This window comes from Micromonospora sp. NPDC023737, from assembly GCF_040639715.1.
Classification (GTDB): Bacteria; Actinomycetota; Actinomycetes; order Mycobacteriales; family Micromonosporaceae; genus Micromonospora.
The window spans coordinates 85,637-104,735 of the sequence record NZ_JBFAAL010000010.1; the positions used below are offsets into that span (position 1 = coordinate 85,637).

The 19,099-nt window shown below is 72.1% G+C and carries 15 protein-coding genes; 5 read left to right on the plus strand and 10 right to left on the minus strand.

All coding sequences use genetic code 11. The features are described 5' to 3' along the window. Positions 1–36: 36 nt before the first annotated feature. The 3 genes from AB0F98_RS21110 to mfd form a co-directional block, all read right to left on the minus strand. Positions 37–1,041, minus strand: a complete 1,005-nt coding sequence (locus tag AB0F98_RS21110; protein WP_357737757.1) for a nucleoside triphosphate pyrophosphohydrolase — start codon at positions 1,039–1,041, stop codon at positions 37–39. A gap of 2 nt (positions 1,042–1,043) precedes the next feature. Next, positions 1,044–1,871: a hypothetical protein gene (locus AB0F98_RS21115; protein WP_357737759.1), complete on the minus strand. Its 828-nt coding sequence runs from the start codon at positions 1,869–1,871 to the stop codon at positions 1,044–1,046. Positions 1,872–2,075: 204 nt separating this feature from the next. Then, complete coding sequence (gene mfd, locus AB0F98_RS21120; protein WP_357737761.1) at positions 2,076–5,732, minus strand: transcription-repair coupling factor; 3,657 nt, start codon at positions 5,730–5,732, stop codon at positions 2,076–2,078. Positions 5,733–6,011: 279 nt separating this feature from the next. Here mfd and AB0F98_RS21125 point away from each other — a divergent pair, with 279 nt between their 5' ends. Then, positions 6,012–6,701 carry a cyclase family protein gene (locus AB0F98_RS21125; protein ID WP_357737763.1) on the plus strand — a complete coding sequence of 230 codons (690 nt, stop codon included), beginning with the start codon at positions 6,012–6,014 and terminating at the stop codon, positions 6,699–6,701. Positions 6,702–6,824: 123 nt separating this feature from the next. On the opposite strand, the gene AB0F98_RS21130 is transcribed toward AB0F98_RS21125, so the two are convergent. After that, on the minus strand, positions 6,825–7,865 hold the full coding sequence (locus tag AB0F98_RS21130; RefSeq protein WP_357737765.1) for a S66 peptidase family protein: 1,041 nt from the start codon (positions 7,863–7,865) through the stop codon (positions 6,825–6,827). 135 nt (positions 7,866–8,000) lie between these two features. On the opposite strand from AB0F98_RS21130, the gene ppc reads away from it, so the two are divergent. Further along, on the plus strand, positions 8,001–10,787 hold the full coding sequence (gene ppc / locus AB0F98_RS21135) for a phosphoenolpyruvate carboxylase (RefSeq protein ID WP_357737767.1): 2,787 nt from the start codon (positions 8,001–8,003) through the stop codon (positions 10,785–10,787). A gap of 199 nt (positions 10,788–10,986) precedes the next feature. On the opposite strand, the gene AB0F98_RS21140 is transcribed toward ppc, so the two are convergent. Next, positions 10,987–11,775, minus strand: a complete 789-nt coding sequence (locus AB0F98_RS21140; RefSeq protein WP_357737769.1) for a hypothetical protein — start codon at positions 11,773–11,775, stop codon at positions 10,987–10,989. Between the two features lie 53 nt (positions 11,776–11,828). Here AB0F98_RS21140 and AB0F98_RS21145 point away from each other — a divergent pair, with 53 nt between their 5' ends. Beyond that, positions 11,829–12,992 (plus strand): DNA recombination protein RmuC, encoded by a 1,164-nt coding sequence (locus tag AB0F98_RS21145; RefSeq protein ID WP_357737771.1) that lies wholly within the window; start codon positions 11,829–11,831, stop codon positions 12,990–12,992. A gap of 37 nt (positions 12,993–13,029) precedes the next feature. Here AB0F98_RS21145 and AB0F98_RS21150 read toward each other — a convergent pair whose 3' ends face one another. Both AB0F98_RS21150 and AB0F98_RS21155 read right to left on the minus strand, forming a co-directional pair. Next, positions 13,030–13,479, minus strand: coding sequence for a hypothetical protein (locus tag AB0F98_RS21150; RefSeq protein WP_357737774.1), 450 nt, complete (start codon positions 13,477–13,479; stop codon positions 13,030–13,032). A gap of 43 nt (positions 13,480–13,522) precedes the next feature. Further along, complete coding sequence (locus AB0F98_RS21155) at positions 13,523–14,512, minus strand: 4-hydroxy-3-methylbut-2-enyl diphosphate reductase (protein WP_357737776.1); 990 nt, start codon at positions 14,510–14,512, stop codon at positions 13,523–13,525. 188 nt (positions 14,513–14,700) lie between these two features. Here AB0F98_RS21155 and xseA point away from each other — a divergent pair, with 188 nt between their 5' ends. Further along, positions 14,701–15,921, plus strand: a complete 1,221-nt coding sequence (gene xseA / locus AB0F98_RS21160) for an exodeoxyribonuclease VII large subunit (RefSeq protein WP_357737778.1) — start codon at positions 14,701–14,703, stop codon at positions 15,919–15,921. Positions 15,922–16,010: 89 nt separating this feature from the next. Further along, a complete protein-coding gene (locus AB0F98_RS21165; protein ID WP_357737780.1) occupies positions 16,011–16,232 on the plus strand; it encodes an exodeoxyribonuclease VII small subunit in 222 nt (73 codons plus the stop codon). Between the two features lie 94 nt (positions 16,233–16,326). On the opposite strand, the gene AB0F98_RS21170 is transcribed toward AB0F98_RS21165, so the two are convergent. From AB0F98_RS21170 to AB0F98_RS21180, 3 genes are all read right to left on the minus strand, one after another. After that, positions 16,327–17,169, minus strand: a complete 843-nt coding sequence (locus tag AB0F98_RS21170) for a hypothetical protein (protein ID WP_357737782.1) — start codon at positions 17,167–17,169, stop codon at positions 16,327–16,329. Positions 17,170–17,418: 249 nt separating this feature from the next. Further along, positions 17,419–18,231 carry a hypothetical protein gene (locus AB0F98_RS21175; protein ID WP_357737784.1) on the minus strand — a complete coding sequence of 271 codons (813 nt, stop codon included), beginning with the start codon at positions 18,229–18,231 and terminating at the stop codon, positions 17,419–17,421. Between the two features lie 99 nt (positions 18,232–18,330). Beyond that, on the minus strand, positions 18,331–19,050 hold the full coding sequence (locus tag AB0F98_RS21180) for a DUF4245 domain-containing protein (protein ID WP_357737786.1): 720 nt from the start codon (positions 19,048–19,050) through the stop codon (positions 18,331–18,333). Positions 19,051–19,099: the final 49 nt, after the last annotated feature.

The following is a 19,099-nucleotide window of genomic DNA, read 5'->3' on the forward strand; positions in this document are numbered from 1 at the left end:
GGCGGATGGTCCCTTCGCCGCCCGCCAACCTCACGATCAACGAGGCTCGGCGGGAGGGTCGGGTTCGGGGGCGCGGGGTTCAGCGGCGCGGATGGCGTCGGCGTAGGACAGGGCGGCGCGGCGCAGGGCGGCCTCCGCGTCGAGTCCCGCCTCGCGGGCGGCAGCGACCGTGGCCAGCAGGCTGGCCCCCAGCCGGGCCTCCGCGTCCACCTGCCCCTCGGCGAGCGGCGGCGGCGCGGCCAGCCCGAACCGGTCGGCACGCTCCAGGACCTTCGCGGCCAGGGCGAGCGCCGGCTGGCTGAGCGCGACCCCGTCCAAAACCGAACCACTCGGCTTCTCGGCCCGCTTGATCCGGTCCCAGTTGGCGGTGATCTCCTCCAGGGTCTCCGCCTCGACCCCGGCGAAGACGTGCGGGTTGCGCCGGATCATCTTGTCGACGAGGCCGCCCGCCACGTCATCCACGTTCCACCGCTCGCCCTCGGGCAGTTCCTCGGCGAGCCGGGCGTGCAGCACCACCTGGAGCAGCACGTCCCCCAACTCTTCGCGCAGCGCGTCGGTGTCCCCTGCGCCGATCGCGTCGTACGCCTCGTAGGACTCCTCCAGCAGGAACCGGGCCAGGCTCTCGTGCGTCTGCGCCCGCTTCCACGGATCACCACCCGGGGAGGCCAACCGGTCCATCACGGCCACCGCGTCGAGCAGCCGGGCCCCCGGCGGGTCCCACGAGCCGTACATCAGCTCCAGTTCCGCCAGGCCGGGCTCCCGCGCCAGCCGCAACCCCAGTTCACGCGCGAGCGGCTCGTCACCGCTCGGCCCGGCCAGCCAGACGGCGGTGCCGTGCTCGCGGACCGCGTCGAGCAAGGCCTGCGTCGCCGGACCGTCGACCACTGTGACCTGACCACCGGCGACGCGGATCGCCGTGGTCAGCTCGCTCTCCGCGCCGGTCAGCACCGGCGCGGTGCGTACGACGTCCCAAGCGGCCGCGGTCAGCAGCCCGGCCGGCAGCCGGGGCGAGGTGACCAGCAGGACGATCCGCGCCGGCATGCTCAGTTGTTGACCGGATCGGTCACCGCGGACGGGTCGGTCGGCTCGGCCGACTCGCTCGACGGGAGCGGCTCCGGGGTGGAGATGTCGGTCACCGTGCTGTTCTCCTGGTGGAGGTAGGGCAGGTCGAACGGGTGGCTACCGGAGCCCGGCAGCACCAGCAGCGCCGGAATGGCCAGCGAGGAGTAGCGCGGGTTGACGCGTACGTCCTCGCGCTCCACCGCCTCCTGGAACGCCTTGCTCAGCGCCACCACCGCGCCCACCTGCTGGGCGATCTCCGGCTGGGCGAACTGCATCCGCTGATCCTCCACCGACCATCCGGGCGGGGCCACCTTGGCCTCCACCAGGTTGTTGTAGATCTCGGTCCGCGCCTCGTCGCTCAACTCGGCGGGCGGCGTCGAGACCTGCAGCGCGATGAAGTGGTTGTACCAGTCCGCGGCGAGCTTCGCGTACTCGGTGCCGGGCACATGGAGGTCCTGGCCGAGCCGGTCGGCAGTGAACTCGGGCTGCACGCGGATCTGCTTCTCCGCCACGATCCGCTTGGCCAGATCCAACCCCACCAGCAGGTTGAGCACGTCCTGCTCATCCACGCTCCAGCGCAGCTCTTCGGGCTGCGGCGAGGCGGACGGGCCGTTCTGCTGCTGGATCGCCGACCGGACGAACTCGGCGTACCTCGCCTGGCCCTCGTCGTGGATCGCGTCGACGCGATCCAGCTGGTAGGTGGTGTCACCGACGAGTACGGCGGCGCCGGGGGCGGTGTTGCCACAGGCGGTGAGGACGAAGAGACCGAGGGCCGCGACGCTGGCGGCGATCAAACGGCGAGCACGCATGACGATCACTCTCTCATGCCGACCCTCCACCTGTGACGCCCCCCACCCCGCCCCCACCCCACCCCACCCCGCCCCCACTCTCGGCCTCACCCCCGTGATCATGAAGTTGTTGCGCGCCGTGTCGGCGTGTCGCGACAACAACTTCATGATCAACGCGGAGGGGCGGGGAGGGCGGGAGGGAGGAGGCGCGGGTGGGGGTGGGGGTTAGCTGGTTGGCGTTGTCAGGGCGGGTTCGCCGAGGACGTCCTTCAGGAGCTGGGCGCACCACTCCAGCAGGGCCTGGTCGCGCAACGGCTCGCCGCCGACCCGGCGGGTGCTCGGCCGAGGCACGCTGACCTGATCGGCGGCCGCCTTGTAGACCGCGTCCGGGTGGTAGCGCTTGAGCCGCATCTGCTTGGAGTCCGGCAACGGCAGCGGGCCGAACCGGATGTGCTTGCCCTGCATGGAGACGTCGGTGAGGCCGTACCGGCGGGCCAGCAGCCGGAACCGGGCCACCGCGACCAGGTTCTGCACCTGGACGGGCGGCTCGCCGTACCGGTCGGTCATCTCGGCGACCACCTCGCGCAGCCGCTCCTCGTCGCGCGCCTCGGCGAGCTTGCGGTACATCTCCAGCCGCAGCCGCTCCACCCCGACGTAGTCGTGCGGCAGGTGCGCGTCGATCGGCAGGTCGATCTTGACGTCGGTCTCCTCCTCGGGACCCTCACCCTTGAACGCCTGCACCGCCTCGCCGACCATCCGCACGTACAGATCGAAGCCCACCCCCTCGATGTGCCCGGACTGCTCGCCACCGAGCAGGTTGCCGGCACCGCGGATCTCGAGGTCCTTCATGGCCACGTACATGCCGGCGCCCAGCTCGGTGTGCTGGGCGATGGTGGCCAACCGCTCGTGCGCGTGCTCGGTGAGCGGCTTGTCCGGCGGGTAGAGGAAGTAGGCGTACGCCCGCTCCCGGCCGCGGCCGACGCGCCCCCGGATCTGGTGCAGCTGGGCCAGGCCGAGCAGGTCGGCGCGCTCGACGATCAGGGTGTTGGCGTTCGGGATGTCGATGCCGGACTCCACGATCGTGGTGCAGACCAGTACGTCGAACTCCTTCTCCCAGAAGCCGACCATGACCTTCTCGAGCGCCTCCTCGCTCATCTGCCCGTGCGCCACCGCGACCCGTGCCTCGGGTACGAGTTCCCGGAGGCGCCGCGCCGCACGCTCGATCGACTCGACCCGGTTGTGCAGGTAGAAGACCTGCCCGTCGCGGAGCAGCTCGCGGTGGATGGCGGCGGCCACCTGCCGGTCGTCGTACGCCCCGACAGCCGTGAGCACCGGATGGCGCTCCTCGGGCGGAGTGGCGATGGTGGACATCTCCCGGATGCCGGTGATGGCCATCTCCAGCGTGCGCGGGATCGGGGTGGCCGACATGCTCAGTACGTCGACCGAGGCACGCATGGTCTTCAGGTGCTCCTTGTGCTCGACGCCGAAGCGCTGCTCCTCGTCGACGATCACCAGACCGAGGGACTTGAACCGGGTCGCCGCCTGGAGCAGCCGGTGGGTGCCGATGACGATGTCGGCGGTGCCGTCGGCGGCCATGGCGAGGGTCTGCTCGGCCTCCTTCGGCGTCTGGAACCGGGACAGCTGCCGGATGGTCACCGGGAACTGGCTCATCCGCTCGGCGAACGTGTTGTAGTGCTGCTGCACCAGCAGCGTGGTCGGCACCAGCACAGCCACCTGCTTGCCGTCCTGCACCGCCTTGAACGCCGCCCGTACGGCGATCTCGGTCTTGCCGTAGCCGACGTCGCCGCAGATCAGCCGGTCCATCGGGACCGTCTGCTCCATGTCCCGCTTGACCTCCTCGATCGCGGCGAGCTGGTCCGGCGTCTCCTGCCACGGGAACGCGTCCTCCAGCTCCCGCTGCCACGGCGTGTCCGGGCCGAACGAGTGCCCCTTGGACGCCTTCCGGGCGGCGTAGAGCTGGATCAGCTGCGCGGCGATCTCCCGGACCGCCTTACGGGCCCGGGCCTTGGACTTCTGCCAGTCCGAGCCGCCCATCTTGTGCAGCGTCGGCTGCTCCCCGCCCACGTACCGGCTGAGCTGGTCGAGCTGGTCGGTCGGGACGAAGAGCCGGTCGCCGGGCTGGCCACGCTTGCTCGCGGCGTACTCGATGACCAGGTACTCCCGGCTCGCCCCGTTGACGGTGCGCTGCACCAGCTCGACGTACCGGCCGATGCCGTGCTGCTCGTGCACCACGTAGTCGCCGGCCTTCAACTCCAGTGGATCGATCGTGTTACGCCGCCGGCTCGGCATCTTGCGCATGTCGCGTGTCGACGTACCCCGACCGCCGGTGACGTCGTTGCCGGTGAGCAGCACGAAGCGGGACGCCTCGTCGACGAAGCCGGCGCTGAGCGATCCGCAGGTGACCAGCAGTTCACCGGCGGCCGGCGCGTCCGGCACCTGCTCGGTCAGCCGCGCGCCCAACCCGGCGTCGCGAAGCACCTCGACGGCCCGCGTGGCGGGACCGTGCCCTTCGAAGACCAGCGCGATCGACCAGCCTTCGCCGGCCCAGCGCTTCAGGTCGTCGACCACCCGGGCGGTCTCGCCGTGGTAGAGCGGCGCCGGCTGGGCGGCCAGGGTCACCGCGATGGCGTCATCGGGGGTGACGCTGACCTCCTCCGGCGCGTCCTCCCAGGGCTGCCGCGCCGGGGCCGCCTCCCCCTCGATCAAGCCGAACGGGGAGAGCGTCCACCACGGCTGGCCGAGCTTCCCGGCGGCCGCGCGGACCTCGGCCAGGCTGCGGAAGGCGGCCGCGCCGAGGTCGACCGGCGCCTGACCGCCGACGGCGGCCGCGGCCCAGCTGGCCTGGAGGAACTCCTCGGAGGTACGCACCAGGTCGTGCGCCCGGGTGCGGATCCGCTCCGGGTCGCAGAGCAGTACGTGGGTGCCGGCCGGCATCACGTCCAGCAGCAGCTCCAGGCTCTCGTCGCCGAGCAGCGCGGGGACGAGGGACTCCATCCCCTCGACGGGGATGCCCTCGGCGAGCTTGTCGAGGATCTCGGCGAGCTCCGGGTGCTGCCCGGCCAGCGCCGCGGCCCGTTCGCGCACCTGCGGGGTGAGCAGCAGCTCCCGGCACGGCGGCGCCCAGAGCTGGGTGACCTGCTCGATGGTCCGCTGGTCGGCGACGGCGAAGGTGCGGATCTCCTCCACCTCGTCGCCCCAGAACTCGACGCGGGACGGGTGCTCGTCGGTCGGGGGGAAGACGTCGAGGATGCCGCCGCGCACCGCGTACTCGCCGCGCTTGGTGACCAGGTCGACCCGGGCGTACGCCATGTCGGTGAGCCGGCGCGCGACCTCCTCCAGGTCCGCCTCGGCGCCCGGGGCCAGCTGCACCGGTTCCAGGTCGCCGAGCCCCTTGAGCTGGGGTTGCAGCAGCGAGCGCACGGGGGCGACCACGACCCGCAGCGGGCCGGTGCGACCGTGTGCGTCGGTCGCCTCCGGGTGGGCCAGCCGACGGAGCACGGCGAGCCGCCGGCCGACGGTGTCGGAGCGGGGCGAGAGCCGCTCGTGGGGCAGCGTCTCCCAGGACGGGTAGACCGCCACCTGCTCCGGCGGGAGCAGGCTGCCCAGCGCGGCGGCCAGGTCGTCGGCCTCCCGAGTGGTCGCGGTGATCGCGAGCACCGCCCGGCCGGCCCCGCCGGCCCGCTCGTCGCCGGCACCGCCCTGGCCCGGGTCGGCCGCGACGGCGGCCACCGCGAAGGGGCGCAGTGCCGGCGGGGCGGTGATGTCGAGCCCGTCGACCTGCGCGGCACCGGAGCGCGCCAGGTCACGCGCCCGGGCCAGCCCGGGGTCGGCCAGGGCGGCGGTGAACAGTCCGGTGAGCATCTGCGATCACTTCCAGAGGAGTCGACGCGAGTGGTGCGCTCGGAGCACACGACAGAGACCCCGCGTCCAGCTGGACGGGGGGTGCACGAACACCAGCCTATCTCCGCCTACCGACGCCCACCCCGATCCCGCGCCCCCAGCCGACGCAACGGTGGACGTCCCCGCACCGAGATCGTGCTCGATCCTGGAGGTAGTGGCCTCCGACACACCGTCAGGCCACTGGATCCAGGGTGTTGCGCGGCCTTGACCGCGCCGCCGGAGGCATGATCGGGTTTCGGGATGAACGGCGCGTCTGGCAGTCACCGGCTCGTGGAGCTGAGTCACGTGATCCACGACGGGATGGTCACCCTGCCGGGCTGGCCGGCGCCGCGGGTGAGCGAATGGCTGACCCGGGAGGCGTCCCGGGCGAACTACGCGCCGGGCACCGAGTTCCAGGTCGGCCGGATAGACATGATCGTCAACACCGGCACGTACCTGGACACCCCGGCACACCGCTTCGCCGAGGGGGCCGACCTGACCGGGGTGCCACTGGACCGCCTCGCCGACGTTCCCGGAGTCGTGATCCGGATGCCGACCGGCGCCCGGGCGCTGGACCGGCTGATGCTCACCCCGTACGACGTGACCGGCAAGGCGGTGCTGCTGCACACCGGATGGGACGCGCACTTCGGCACGCCACGGTACGGCGCTCCCGAGGCGCCTCACCTGACCGCGGACGCCGCACGGGCACTCGCCGAGTCGGGCGCCGCGCTGGTCGGCATCGACTCGATCAACATCGACGACATGAGCCCGGCGGCGAACGGCGAACGCCCCGCGCACACCACCCTGCTGGCCGCCGGCATCCCGATCGTGGAGCACCTGAGCGGCCTGGACTCGCTGCCGGCGGCGGGCTTCCGGTTCACCGCCGCACCGCCGCGGGTGGCCGGCATGGGCACCTTCCCGGTCCGCGCGTTCGCAGTGATCGACGCCTGAGCACGACACGGCACCTCCCGGAGGTCGCAGCCTCAGGCGAGACGGAAGCTGCGACCTCCGGGGTGGCTGCGAGGATCTTGGCCGCGGGGCACGCGGGCCGGGCCGGGCCGCGCAGAAGGGGCGTCAGTAGCGCACGCTGATCCGGCGTTGCACGGCGTCGATCCGCATCTCGCCGCCGTACGGGATGATCAGCTGCGGGTCGGTGTGGCCAAGGTCGACGTCGAAGACCACCAGGGCGTCGGGGTTGTACGCGGCCAGCGCCTTCGTGATCGCCGCCCGCTGCGCCGCGCCCCAGGCGATCCGCTGCTCCAGCGTGTGCGGCTTGTCGAACTCCCACGCCTTCGGCCGGCCGACCACGATCGCGGGGAACGCGCCGAGCAGCCCGCGCTCGCCCATGTTGCGCACGATCCGGAAGACCTCGGTGTCGGGCGGCAACTCCTCGGACGTCTCCATGATCAGCACCGACCCGGCCAGCTCCGCCGCCGACGGGACGCGATCGGTCGCCAGCAGCCAATGCAGGATCTCCAGGTTGCCACCCCAGGTCGGCCCCTGCACCACACGTTCCGGGCCCTGCCAGCGCCACCCCTCGCCGGCGAACATCACCGGCTCCTCGGTCAGCGTCGCCGGGTCGCGCCAGTCACGCGGCTCGTCACCCCACTCCGTCGCCGGGGTCAGCTCGTACCAGCCGGAGGTGAAGAGAGCGGCACGCAGCGAGTCGAAGGTCAGCCGGTGCGGCGCGCCGGAGCGGCCGAGGTGCACCAGCACCGACCCGCCGTGGTAAGCGACCACCCCGAGCCGGTAGAGGTGGTTGAGGATGTTGGTGTTGTCCGAGTACCCGAAGTACGGCTTCGGGTTGGCCCGCAGCACCTCGTCGTCGAAGTGCGGGGTGACGGTGATCAGGTCGTCCCCGCCGACGGTCGCCAGCACCGCGGTGATCGACGGATCGGCGAAGGCGGCGGTGAGGTCGCGGGCCCGGTCCCGGGGGTCGGCACCCATCACCCGGGTCGTCGGGTACTCGACGGGCTCCAGACCGAACTCCTCGCGCAGGCGCCGCAGCCCCAACTCGTACACGTGCGGGAAGATCGCCGGAAGCCCGGCGGACGGCGAGACGACGGCGACGCGGTCGCCCGGCTTCGGCTTCGGTGGGTATCGCAAGGGCGGCATGATCAAACGCTAATGGGCACGACAATCCGTTTTCCAAGCGATAACAAGGGTCCCCTCCTTACATCCACGTCCACGCGGATACGATCCAGTAAGTCGGACAGCGCTGTCCTTCGTACGCCACGTAAGGAGCGCCCCGTGACCGACCAGCACGTCCACGACGGCCCCGACGCCGCCCTGCGAGCCGACATCCGCCGCCTCGGCACCCTCCTCGGCCAGACCCTCGCCCGCCAGGAAGGTCGCCCGCTGCTCGACCTCGTCGAGGAGATCCGCGCGCTGGTTCGCTCCGACGCCCCAACCGCCGCACAGCGGCTCGCCACGCTCGACGTGACCACCGGCACCAAACTGGCGCGGGCCTTCTCCACCTACTTCCACCTCGCCAACATCACCGAGCAGGTGCACCGGGCCCGTGACCTGCGCCGCCGTCGGGCGACGCACGGCGGGTGGCTGGACCAGGCGGCCAAGATGATCGCCGAGCGTGGGGTACCTGCCGAGGAGGTCGCCGCGGTGGCCCGCCGGCTCGCCGTCCGGCCGGTCTTCACCGCGCACCCGACCGAGGCGGCCCGCCGGTCGATCCTGTCGAAGCTGCGCGCGATCGCCGACGAGTTGGACGCCGAGACGGCCAACGCGATCCTCTACGGAGCGAGCGACGAGGGGCCGGCGAACCGGCGGCTGGCCGAACTGCTGGACCTCATGTGGCAGACCGACGAGCTTCGGCTGGACCGGCCGGACCCGACCGACGAGGCCCGCAACGCCATCTACTACCTGCGCGACCTGTACGCCGAGGCCGCCCCGCAGGTCCTCGACGACCTCGCCGAGACGCTGCGCGCCCTGGGCGTGGAGACGTCGCCGACCGCCCGGCCGTTGAGCTTCGGCACCTGGATCGGGGGCGACCGGGACGGCAACCCGTTCGTCACCCCGGCGGTGACCCGCGAGGTCCTGCGGATCCAGCACGAGCACGGCATCCAGGCCACCGAGGCGGCGATGGAGGACCTGATCAACGAGGTCTCCGTCTCCCGGCGGCTGCGCGGGGTGTCGCTTGACCTCTCCGCCAGCCTCGCCGCGGATCTGGACGCGCTGCCCGAGGTGGCGCCCCGGTTCCGGCGGGTCAACGCCGAGGAGCCGTACCGGCTCAAGGCGCGCTGCGTGAAGGCCAAGCTGGCCAACACCCGCGAACGGCTACGGCAGGGCACTCCGCACGTGCCGGGCCGGGACTACCGGGGCTCGGCCGAGCTGATCTCCGACCTGGAGCTGTTGCGCGCCTCGCTGGCCCGCAACTCGGGCCAGCTCACCGCCGTCGGGCGGCTCGCCTCGACCATCCGTACCGTTTCCGCGTTCGGGCTGCACCTGGCCACGTTGGACGTCCGCGAGCACGCCGAGGCGCACCACGCCGTGCTGGCACAGCTGTACGCCGCGGTCGGCGAGGTGTCGGACTACCCGGGCCTCAGCCGCCTGGAGCGGACGAAGCTGCTCGCCGACGAGCTGAGCGGGCGCCGACCGTTGTCCACCCTGGACACCCCGCTCACCGAGACGGCCCGCAAGACGTTCGACGTCTTCAGCACGGTTCGCGAGGCACAGGACCGGTTCGGCAACGAGGTCATCGAGTCGTACATCATCTCGATGACCCTCGGCGTGGACGACGTTCTCGCCGCAGTGGTGCTCGCCCGCGAGGCCGGCCTGGTGGACGTGCACAGCGGGCGGGCCCGGATCGGTTTCGTGCCGCTGCTGGAGACCCCGGCGGAACTCAACGCCGGTGGCGAACTCCTCGACGAACTGCTGTCCCTACCGGCGTACCGGGCGCTGGTCGCGGCGCGGGGCGACGTGCAGGAGGTCATGCTCGGCTACTCCGACTCCAACAAGGAGGCGGGTATCACCACCAGCCAGTGGTCGATCCACCGGGCGCAGCGGGCACTGCGTGACGTTGCCGCCCGGCACGGCGTGCACCTGCGACTCTTCCACGGTCGCGGCGGCACGGTGGGGCGCGGCGGCGGGCCGACGCACGAGGCGATCCTGGCCCAGCCGTACGGCACCCTCGACGGCGCGATCAAGGTGACCGAGCAGGGCGAGGTCATCTCCGACAAGTACAGCCTGCCGTCGCTGGCCCGGGAGAACCTGGAGCTGACGCTGGCCGCGGTGCTCCAGGCCACCCTCCTGCACACCGCACCCCGGCAGCCCGCCGAGATGCTGGAGCGGTGGGACGCCGCGATGGACGTGGTCTCGGAGTCGGCGTACCGGTCGTACCGGTCGCTGGTGGAGGACCCGGAGCTGCCGGCGTACTTCTGGGCGTCCACGCCGACGGAGCTGCTGGGGGCGCTCAACATCGGCTCCCGCCCGGCGAAGCGACCGAACACGGGAGCCGGCCTTGCCGGTCTGCGGGCCATCCCGTGGGTGTTCGGCTGGACGCAGACCCGGCAGATCGTCCCGGGCTGGTTCGGCGTCGGCTCGGGGCTCGCGGCGGCCCGCGAGGCCGGACTGGCCGACGTACTGGCCGAGATGCGTCGCAACTGGCACTTCTTCGGGACGTTCCTGTCCAACGTGGAGATGATGCTGAGCAAGACCGACCTCGACATCGCCCGGCGGTACGTCGAGACGCTCGTACCCGAGCAGTTGCACCCGATCTTCAACAAGATCGAGCAGGAGTACGAGCTGACCAGGCGGGAGGTGCTGGCCGTGACCGGGTCTCCCGCTCTGCTCGACAGCTCCCCGGTGCTCCAGCGGACCCTCGCGGTGCGGGACACCTACCTGGAGCCGCTGCACCACCTCCAGGTGGCGCTGCTGCGTCAGTACCGGGACTCGGGCGCCGCCGGCCGGGCGGTGGCCACCGCGCCGGGCGGCCGCCGCGCTCCCAGCGACGGTACGGCTCTGGAACGGGCCCTGCTCACCACGGTCAACGGCATCGCGGCCGGGATGCGCAACACGGGCTGAGAACGCCGGGCGGCAACGTGTCGTGGGCGTGCCGGCGGCGGTGTCGCTCGGGCCGAACACCGGTGGCCCCACCGACGGAGAAGCCCCGGATACGCCGCACCGACCAACGAGAGCCTGATACCTCTGAGTCATAAATATGCCTCGGAGGTATCAGGCTCTTTCGGGTTGGTCGGGGCCGGCGCCGGTCCGCGGATCGGGATCAGTCGCCGCCGCCCCCGAAGTCGCCGCCCCCGAAGTCGCCCCCGCCGAAACCCCCGCCGCCGAAGTCACCCCCGCCGAAGTCGCCGCCCCCGAAGTCGCCGCCCTGGTCGCCGCCCTGGTCGCCGAAGTCGTTGCCGTCGGCGAAGCCCTCCTGGTAACCGGCCTCGTAGCCGTAGCCGGGATCGGCGAAGGCGGGCGAGAAGAGAGCGTCGGCGATGAGCATGCCGCCGAGCACACCCGCTCCGGCCCCGAGCGCGGTCTTCCACCAGGGCGTCGAGTACCAGCCGGCCGGTACCGGGCGGCCCTGGAACCGGCCGCCCGGGTAGTAGTACGGCGTCTCCCGCCCCGGCTGGGGACCCGCCTTGAACGTCTGCCCCTGCACCTCGACCTCGCGTGCCCGGGTCAACTCGCCGGTGCCGGCGGCGGCGGCCAGCGGCGGCAGATCAGGGCCGGGATCGATGCCGAGCGCGACGCGGGCCGCCCGCACGTACGCCAGCCCCTCCAGCGCCGTCTCCCGGGCCAGCCGGTACTGGTGCACCGTACCGGCCTGTTCGAGCTGGCTGCCCGCGGCGTTGTACCGCTCGGCCGCGTCCACCAGCGCCTGCCGCACCGCCGGATCGTCGCCGTGCAGGTTCATCACCTGTCCGCCGAGACGTTCGTACCAGCGCTGGGCGTCCGCCCGCACGTCGGCCAGCTCGCGGGCCGCCCGGGCCGCGGCTTCACGCCGCCACCAGACCAACACGCCCACGACCAGCGCCACGACGACGACCACGAGCAGAATTCTCATGGCACGACGGTACCCAGGCCGGCAAAGTCGTACGCGTTTGGCAAGCTGCGGTGATGGACTTCCCGACGCTGGCCGTGGTGGTGGTGTGTCTCGGTGCCGGTGGCGCGGTGGGATGGCTCGCCGCCCGGTCCCGCTCCGCTGCCGAGATCGCCCGGTTGGACGCCACGCTGCGGGCGACGCGGGAGGGCGAGGGCCGGCTGGAGCAGTCCCTGCGGGCACTGAGCTACGAGGCGACCGCACAGTCCCAGGAGGCGGTGTCCCGGGCCGTCGCACCGCTGCACGAGACCCTGCGCCGCTACGAACAGCGCGTGGCCGACCTGGAGCGCGACCGGGTCGACGCGTACGCGGAGCTACGCGAACAGGTCCGCTCGATGAGCGTGGTCTCGGGTGAACTCCGCACCGAGACGAAGCAGCTCGTGGCGGCGCTGCGCGCCCCCCAGGTCCGCGGGCGCTGGGGCGAGCACCAGCTGCGCCGGATCGTCGAGGCGGCCGGCATGCTGGAGCACTGCGACTTCGCCGAGCAGGTCACGGCCGCCACCGACCAGCAGGGCGTCCGTCCCGACCTGGTCGTACGGCTGCACGGTGGTCGTTCGGTGGTGGTCGACGCCAAGGCGCCGTTCGACGCGTACCTCACCGCGATGGAGGCACGCGACGAACGCAGCCGGGACACCCACCTCGACGCACACGCCCGGCACCTGCGGGCGCACGTCGACGCGTTGGCCGCGAAGACCTACTGGGCCGCGTTCGACAGCACCCCGGAGTTCGTGGTGCTCTTCGTCCCGGCGGATCCCTTCCTCGACGTGGCACTCCAGCGCGACCCGACGCTGCTGGAGCACGCCTTCGCCCGGAACGTGGTGCTGGCCACCCCGGCCACCCTGGTCGCGCTGCTGCGTACCGTCGCCTACTCCTGGCGGCAGGAGGCGTTGGCCCGCAACGCGGCGGCCGTGCACTCGCTGGCCCGCGAGCTGCACGGCCGGCTCGCCACGCTCGGCGACCACGTCGGCAAGCTCGGCACGGCGCTGGGCAGCGCGGTGACCGCGTACAACCGGGCGGTCGGGTCCTTGGAGGCCCGGGTGCTGGTCAGCGCGCGCAAGCTCGCCGAGCTGGGCGTCTCGGACCGGGACCTGGAAGCCCCGGCGCAGGTCGAGCTGGCGCCCCGGCAGCCGCAGGCGCCGGAGCTGCTCGAGGCGGCCGACAACGACGTCCCGTCCCGCTGACCCGGCGCACTCGGTCGCGCCGGACCGGCCGCGCGGCTCAGGACCGCCGCGCCGCCTCCACGACGAACGGCGTGCCCTGCTGGCAGGTGGTCATCATGCCGCGCTGCACACGACCGGTGACGGTCACCCGGGCACCCACGGCGAGGACGTCACGCGGGCCACCGATCAGGAGATAGCCGTCGAGAAGCAGGCAGTTCGCCTCGACGCCGGCGACGATCGTGCCGGTCAGCTCGGTGCCGGCGACCGGCGGCGGAAGGGTCGGCCCGCCCGGCTTCGTCGTCCCGCGGGGCGGGGTGGAGACGCTCGGCGGGGTCGGCGTAGCCGGATCGGTCGGCGACGTCGACGGGGTCGGAGGCTGGTCGGTCACCGGAGACGCTCCCGTGGAGGTGGGCAGGGTGGTCGGAGTGCCGGTGCCGTCCTGACCACCGCAGGCGCTCAACGCGGCGACGGCGGCCAGGGCAACGGCGGCGAGCCGAAGGTTCCTCATACCGGTATCGGACGTGTCGGGACGGCCAGGCGTTCCGTGCCGGTCAGCCACGAGCCGCGGCGGCGGCCCGCATGTCCCGCTTGAGCTCCTGCGGCAGCGAGAAGGTGAGCCGCTCGTCGGCGGTGGTGATCTCCTCGACGTCGCCGAAGCCACGGGCGGCGAGGTGCGCGAGAACCTCCTGCACCAGGTCCTCCGGAACGCTCGCCCCGGAGGTCACGCCGACCGTACGGGCGTCGGCGAGCCAGGCGTCTTCGATCTCGTGCGCGAAGTCGATCAGGTGACCGGCGCGGGCGCCCGCGTCCAGCGCGACCTCGACCAGCCGCACCGAGTTCGACGAGTTGCGTGAGCCGACGACGATCACGACGTCGCAGTCCGGCGCGATCTGCTTGACCACGTGCTGCCGGTTCGAGGTGGCGTAGCAGATGTCGTCACTGGGCGGCGACTGGAGCATCGGCAGCCGCTTCTTCAGCCGGGCGACCGTCTCCAGCGTCTCGTCCACCGAGAGGGTGGTCTGGGACAGCCACACGACCTTGTTCGGATCCCGAACGGTGATCCGGTCGGCGGCGTCCGGGCCGTCGACGAGCTGGATGTGCTCGGGCGCCTCGCCGGAGGTCCCGATGACCTCCTCGTGCCCCTCGTGGCCGATCAGCAGGATGTCGTAGTCCTCGGCGGCGAACCGCTTCGCCTCGTGGTGGACCTTGGTGACCAGCGGGCAGGTCGCGTCGATCGCCTTCAACGAACGCGCCTTCGCCTGCTCGTACACCTCGGGGGCGACACCGTGCGCGGAGAAGATGACGGTGGCACCCGCCGGGACCTCCTCGTTCTCCTCCACGAAGATCGCGCCCTGCGCTTCGAGCGTCTGCACCACGTGCTTGTTGTGCACGATCTGCTTGCGGACGTAGATCGGGGCGCCGTAGAGCTTCAGCGCCTCCTGCACGGTCTGCACCGCGCGGTCGACTCCCGCGCAGTAGCCGCGGGGCTTGGCCAGGAGCACGCGCTTACCGGTCCGGGGAGTCGCTTCATCCTGAGTCACCCGCCCATCGTACGTGCCCGCCCCGGACCAGACATCCGCTGCAACCGTCGCCCCGGCCCCCACCCCGCCCCCTGCCCCCGCCCCCGACGCGCCGTTGATCATGAAGTTATTGCTCCCGACACGCCGTTGGGAGGGCAACAACTTCATGATCAACCAGCCTGAGCGGGGGTGGGCCGTAGGGTGGGCGGGTGAGTACGGGTGAGGTGGATCGGAGCACGTCCGAGGAGCCCTGGCCGGTCCGGGTGGTCAGCCAGAAGATCGGCGCCTGGATCGGACGGCTCGGCTGGGTCTGGGTCGACGGGCAGGTGGCGCAGATCAGCCGCCGGCCGGGCGCCAGCACCGTCTTCCTCACCCTGCGGGACCCGTCGGCCGACCTGAGCCTGACCGTCACCACCAACCGCGACGTCCTCGACATCGGCACGCCCGAGCTGCGCGAGGGCGCCCGCGTGGTGCTGCACGCCAAGCCCGAGTTCTACGCGGCCCGGGGCACGCTGAGCCTGCGCGCCGACGAGATCCGCCAGGTGGGCCTCGGCGAGCTGCTGGCCCGGCTGGAGAAGCTCAAGAAGCTGCTCGCCGCCGAAGGGCTCTTCGACCGGGCCCGCAAACGCCGCCCGCCCTTCCTGCCCAACCGGATCGGCCTGATCACCGGCCGCGCCTCAGCGGCCGAGCGGGACGTGCTCACCAACGCCCGCCGGCGCTGGCCGGCGGTGGAGTTCCGCACGGTCAACGTGGCGGTACAGGGGCCGAGCGCCGTGCCGCAGATCGTCGACGCGCTCAAGGTGCTCGACACCGACCCGACCATCGACGTGATCATCATCGCCCGGGGCGGCGGCAGCCTCGAGGACCTGCTCCCCTTCTCCGACGAGGCACTCTGCCGGGCGGTCTTCGCCTGCCGCACGCCAGTCGTGAGCGCGATCGGTCATGAGACGGACGCGCCGCTGCTCGACTACGTCGCCGACCTGCGCGCCTCGACGCCCACCGACGCGGCCAAGCGGGTCGTACCGGACCTGACCGAGGAGGTACGCCTCATCGGGCAGGCCCGATCACGACTGGAGCGGGCGGTCCGCAACCTGGTCGACCGGGAGCAGCACCGGCTGGACGCGCTGCGCTCCCGGCCGGTACTGGCCCGCCCCCAGGTCATGATCGACCAGCGGAGCACCGAGTTGACCCTGCTCCGCCAGCGGGCCGGGCGTTGCCTGCACCACCGGCTCGCCGCCGCCGACGACGAGCTGCGGCACACCCTGGCCCGGCTCCGCGCGCTGTCCCCGGCGGCCACGCTGGAGCGCGGGTACGCGATCGTCCAGCGCGCCGACGGGCACGTGGTCCGGGCCGCGGCCGAGGTGGGCAAGGGCGACCCGCTGCGGGTACGCCTCGCCGACGGCGAGCTGGCGGCGACGGTGGACGGGTGAGTGGACCGGTGCCCGGCTGAGCTGCGCCGCGTGCGAACGAGAGTTGAGCCCCCCGCGCCGCGGGGCGGCCGTGTGCTGGGATGGAGCCGATGACTGAGGAGACGAAGGCTGGGCCGGACGAACGGCTCAGCTACGAGCAGGCCCGCGCGGAACTGGCGTCGGTGGTGGAACGCCTGGAGGCCGGCGGCACGTCGCTGGAGGAGTCGCTGGCGCTCTGGGAGCGCGGCGAGGCGCTGGCGGTGATCTGCCAGCGCTGGCTGGACGGCGCCCGGGCACGCATCGAAGCCGCCCGGGAGTCCCAGACCTCCTGACTCGCATCCCACCCGCGCCCCGCCGACCAGGCGGTCGAGGCATCCGGAACAGGCTGCCGACAACCACGAGATCGGCGGCGCGGGACGGGTTGGGTCAGTTGAACAGGTTGTACAGCTCGGCCGGGGCCTCGACGACCTGGTCGGCCGGGGGCTTCTGGGCGGCCGTGGCGTTGCCGTAGTCCGAGTAGGTGATCCGTACGTCCTGGGCCTGCTGTTGGCCGGCCGCCGGGACCTGGACCACCAGCTCGCTGAGCCGGCCCTGGGCGTCCACCCGGGCGGTGAACGGCACCGTCTTCGCCTGCGTCCCGAGCGCGGTGATCATGTTGGCGTCGAGCGAGCCGGCCTCGGCCGCCTTCGACACGTCGAGGGTGCCGGCGTACGCGCCGTCGCCGGTCCGCCGGACCTCCGTGACGCCCTGGGTGAGCACCTCGCTGCCGGCCGGGTCGAGCCGATCGAAGTCGAAGCCGAGGTTGCGGTTCCCCTTGATCCGGGTCTGGTCGAGGTGCTGGTACTTGCCGAGGTTCAGCTTCTCCGACCCCGGTACGCTGCCCGCCGCTCGGCCACCGAGGTCCACCTTCACCCAGCTGTCCGGCCGGTAGTGGATCACGTCGAGCGTCATCGACAGGTCGGACGACGAGTCACCGATCGACACCTTCATCCGCGCGCTCTGGCTCGGCTCGTGCACCTGCCCCTCGGCGCTGCTCCCGCCGCCGGTCATGGTGAACCGGAAGTTCCCGTCGCGGATCGCCGCCGTGGAGGCGAGCAACGCCTGCTTCGCGTCACCGGTCGCCGGCGACGCCGTCCCGGTCGCGGCCGCCGTGCCGGAAGCGGTCGGCGCGGCGGTGCCGCCCGGGGCGGTGGCGTTGCACGCGGCGAGGCCCGGGGTGAACAGCGCGGCGGCCACCAGACCGGCGCCGAGTCGTCGTCGAACAGTCATCCGTGTCTCCCGAGAGGGTCACCCGACGCGGGCTGGTGCGCCGGAACCGGACGACGCGGCGATCCACTGCCGCGCCGCGCGAGCCGCTCCGGCCGGAAGGCCGACCCGACCGGCCCGCCCCTCCTCTGTTCCCTGCCGCCGGGCCGGGCAATCGCCCGACTGTCCGGTTTCCCGGCAGGACCGAACGGCGATGCCCTCAGGACACGAGAACGGGGGCGTCCGCCGCCCCCGTCCCGCAACGTACGGCGATTACTTGAGCATCTCGTAGGTCTGCTCGGAGGCCTCCACGACCTTGTCCGCGGCCGGCTTCTGCGCGGCGGCGGCAGTGCCGTAGTCGGCGTAGCTGACCTTGATCTCGTGCGCCTTGGTCTCACTCACGGCCGGGATCGAGAGCACCAGCTCGGTGAGCCGACCCTGCGCGTCCAGCTTCGCGGTGAAGGGCAGGGACTTGGCCTGATCGCCGAGCGCCTTGATCAGGTCCTGGTCCAGGGCGTCGGAGTCGGTCACGCCGGAGGCGTCGAGCTTGCCGCTGTACGCGCCCTCACCGGTCTTCTGCACCTCGGTGATCGCCTTGATGATCGTGGCGCTGTTGCCCGGGTCGGGCTTCGTCAGGTCGAGCGAGAGCGAGCTGTCCTCGATCTTGGACTTGTCCAGGTGCTGGTACTTGTCCTTCAGCGCGGCCGCGCCGGGGATCATGTCGCCGAGCTCACCGAGGTCGAGCTTCACCCAGCTCTCCGACTCGACGTAGATCATGTCCAGGCCCATCGTCGTGCCGGAGCCGTCGTCGATCGTCATGGTGAGCTGGGCGCTGTTGCTCGGCTTGTGCACCAGGCCCTTGCCGGTCACGCCGTCAGCGCCGAGGGTGAAGGTGAAGTTGCCGTTCTCGAGCTCCTTGGTGGAGGCGACCAGCGCCTCCTTCGGGTCCGACGGGATGGCCGCAGCGGATGCGTCGGCCGAAGCACCGGAGTCGGCGGACTTGCCGGCGTCCGAGTTGCAGGCGGTCAGGCCCGGGACGAACAGCGTGGCGGCGAGAAGGCCGAGACCCCACCGTCGAATGTTCACGTCGTCTCTCTTCGCAGGAGTGTGTCGCCCGGTCGACATCGCGTCGCCGGGCGGGAGCCGACGCAGACTAGCCGATCCAATGCTCGCTTGGGGGACGATTCAGCGCAGCGCGCCGCCGAGCTCGCGCAGCTCGTTCTCCCGGGCGTCGCCCACCACGATCACCGTGCGGTCCGGCTCCAACAGCACCAGCGCCTGCTCGTTCTCGCGGGCGGTGTACCGCTGCCAGTTCCGCCCGTTCAGTTCGATCTGCCCCTGCGGCTGGGCCCGGTCGGTCAGCTCCGTCGGGATGAACTGCTCGGCGGGCACGTTGCTCTGCAGCAGCTGGGCGCCCTTCCCATCCGGCGTCACGTACCCGATCCGCAGCGTCGAGCCGCTCTCCGCCGTCTGGTAGCGAGCGTTGATCGGGCGCCAGTCCTCGCCCAGACCAGCCGGTTGGCTCACCGGGAAGGCCCTCGCGCCCTGAGCCTGCTCGATGGCGGGCGACGGGTCGACCGGGGTCGGCTGGTCGCCGCCGAGGAACCCCCGGTAGAACGCCAGCAGCAGCGCGATCGGAATCAGCAGCACCAGCAGTGAGATCGCCATGTCCTTCGGTGACCGGTCGGAGCGGCGTACCTCTGCCGGGGCCGGCGGCGCGGACGGTGCCAGCGGCGCGGCGGACAACTCGGGCCGGTCCTGCCGTGCGGCGCCTACCGGAGCGACCAGAGCCGGTTCGCCGGCCGGTTGCCCGTCGGCCTCGGCCGCCGCTGCGGTCGCCGGGGTCAGGCCGTCGGTCGGGGTCCGGTCGGCGGGTACGCGGTCGGCAGGCTGTGCGGGTTCCACCCTGCCATTCTCGCACCGCCCCGACGGGCGGTATCCAGGCCATCACCGC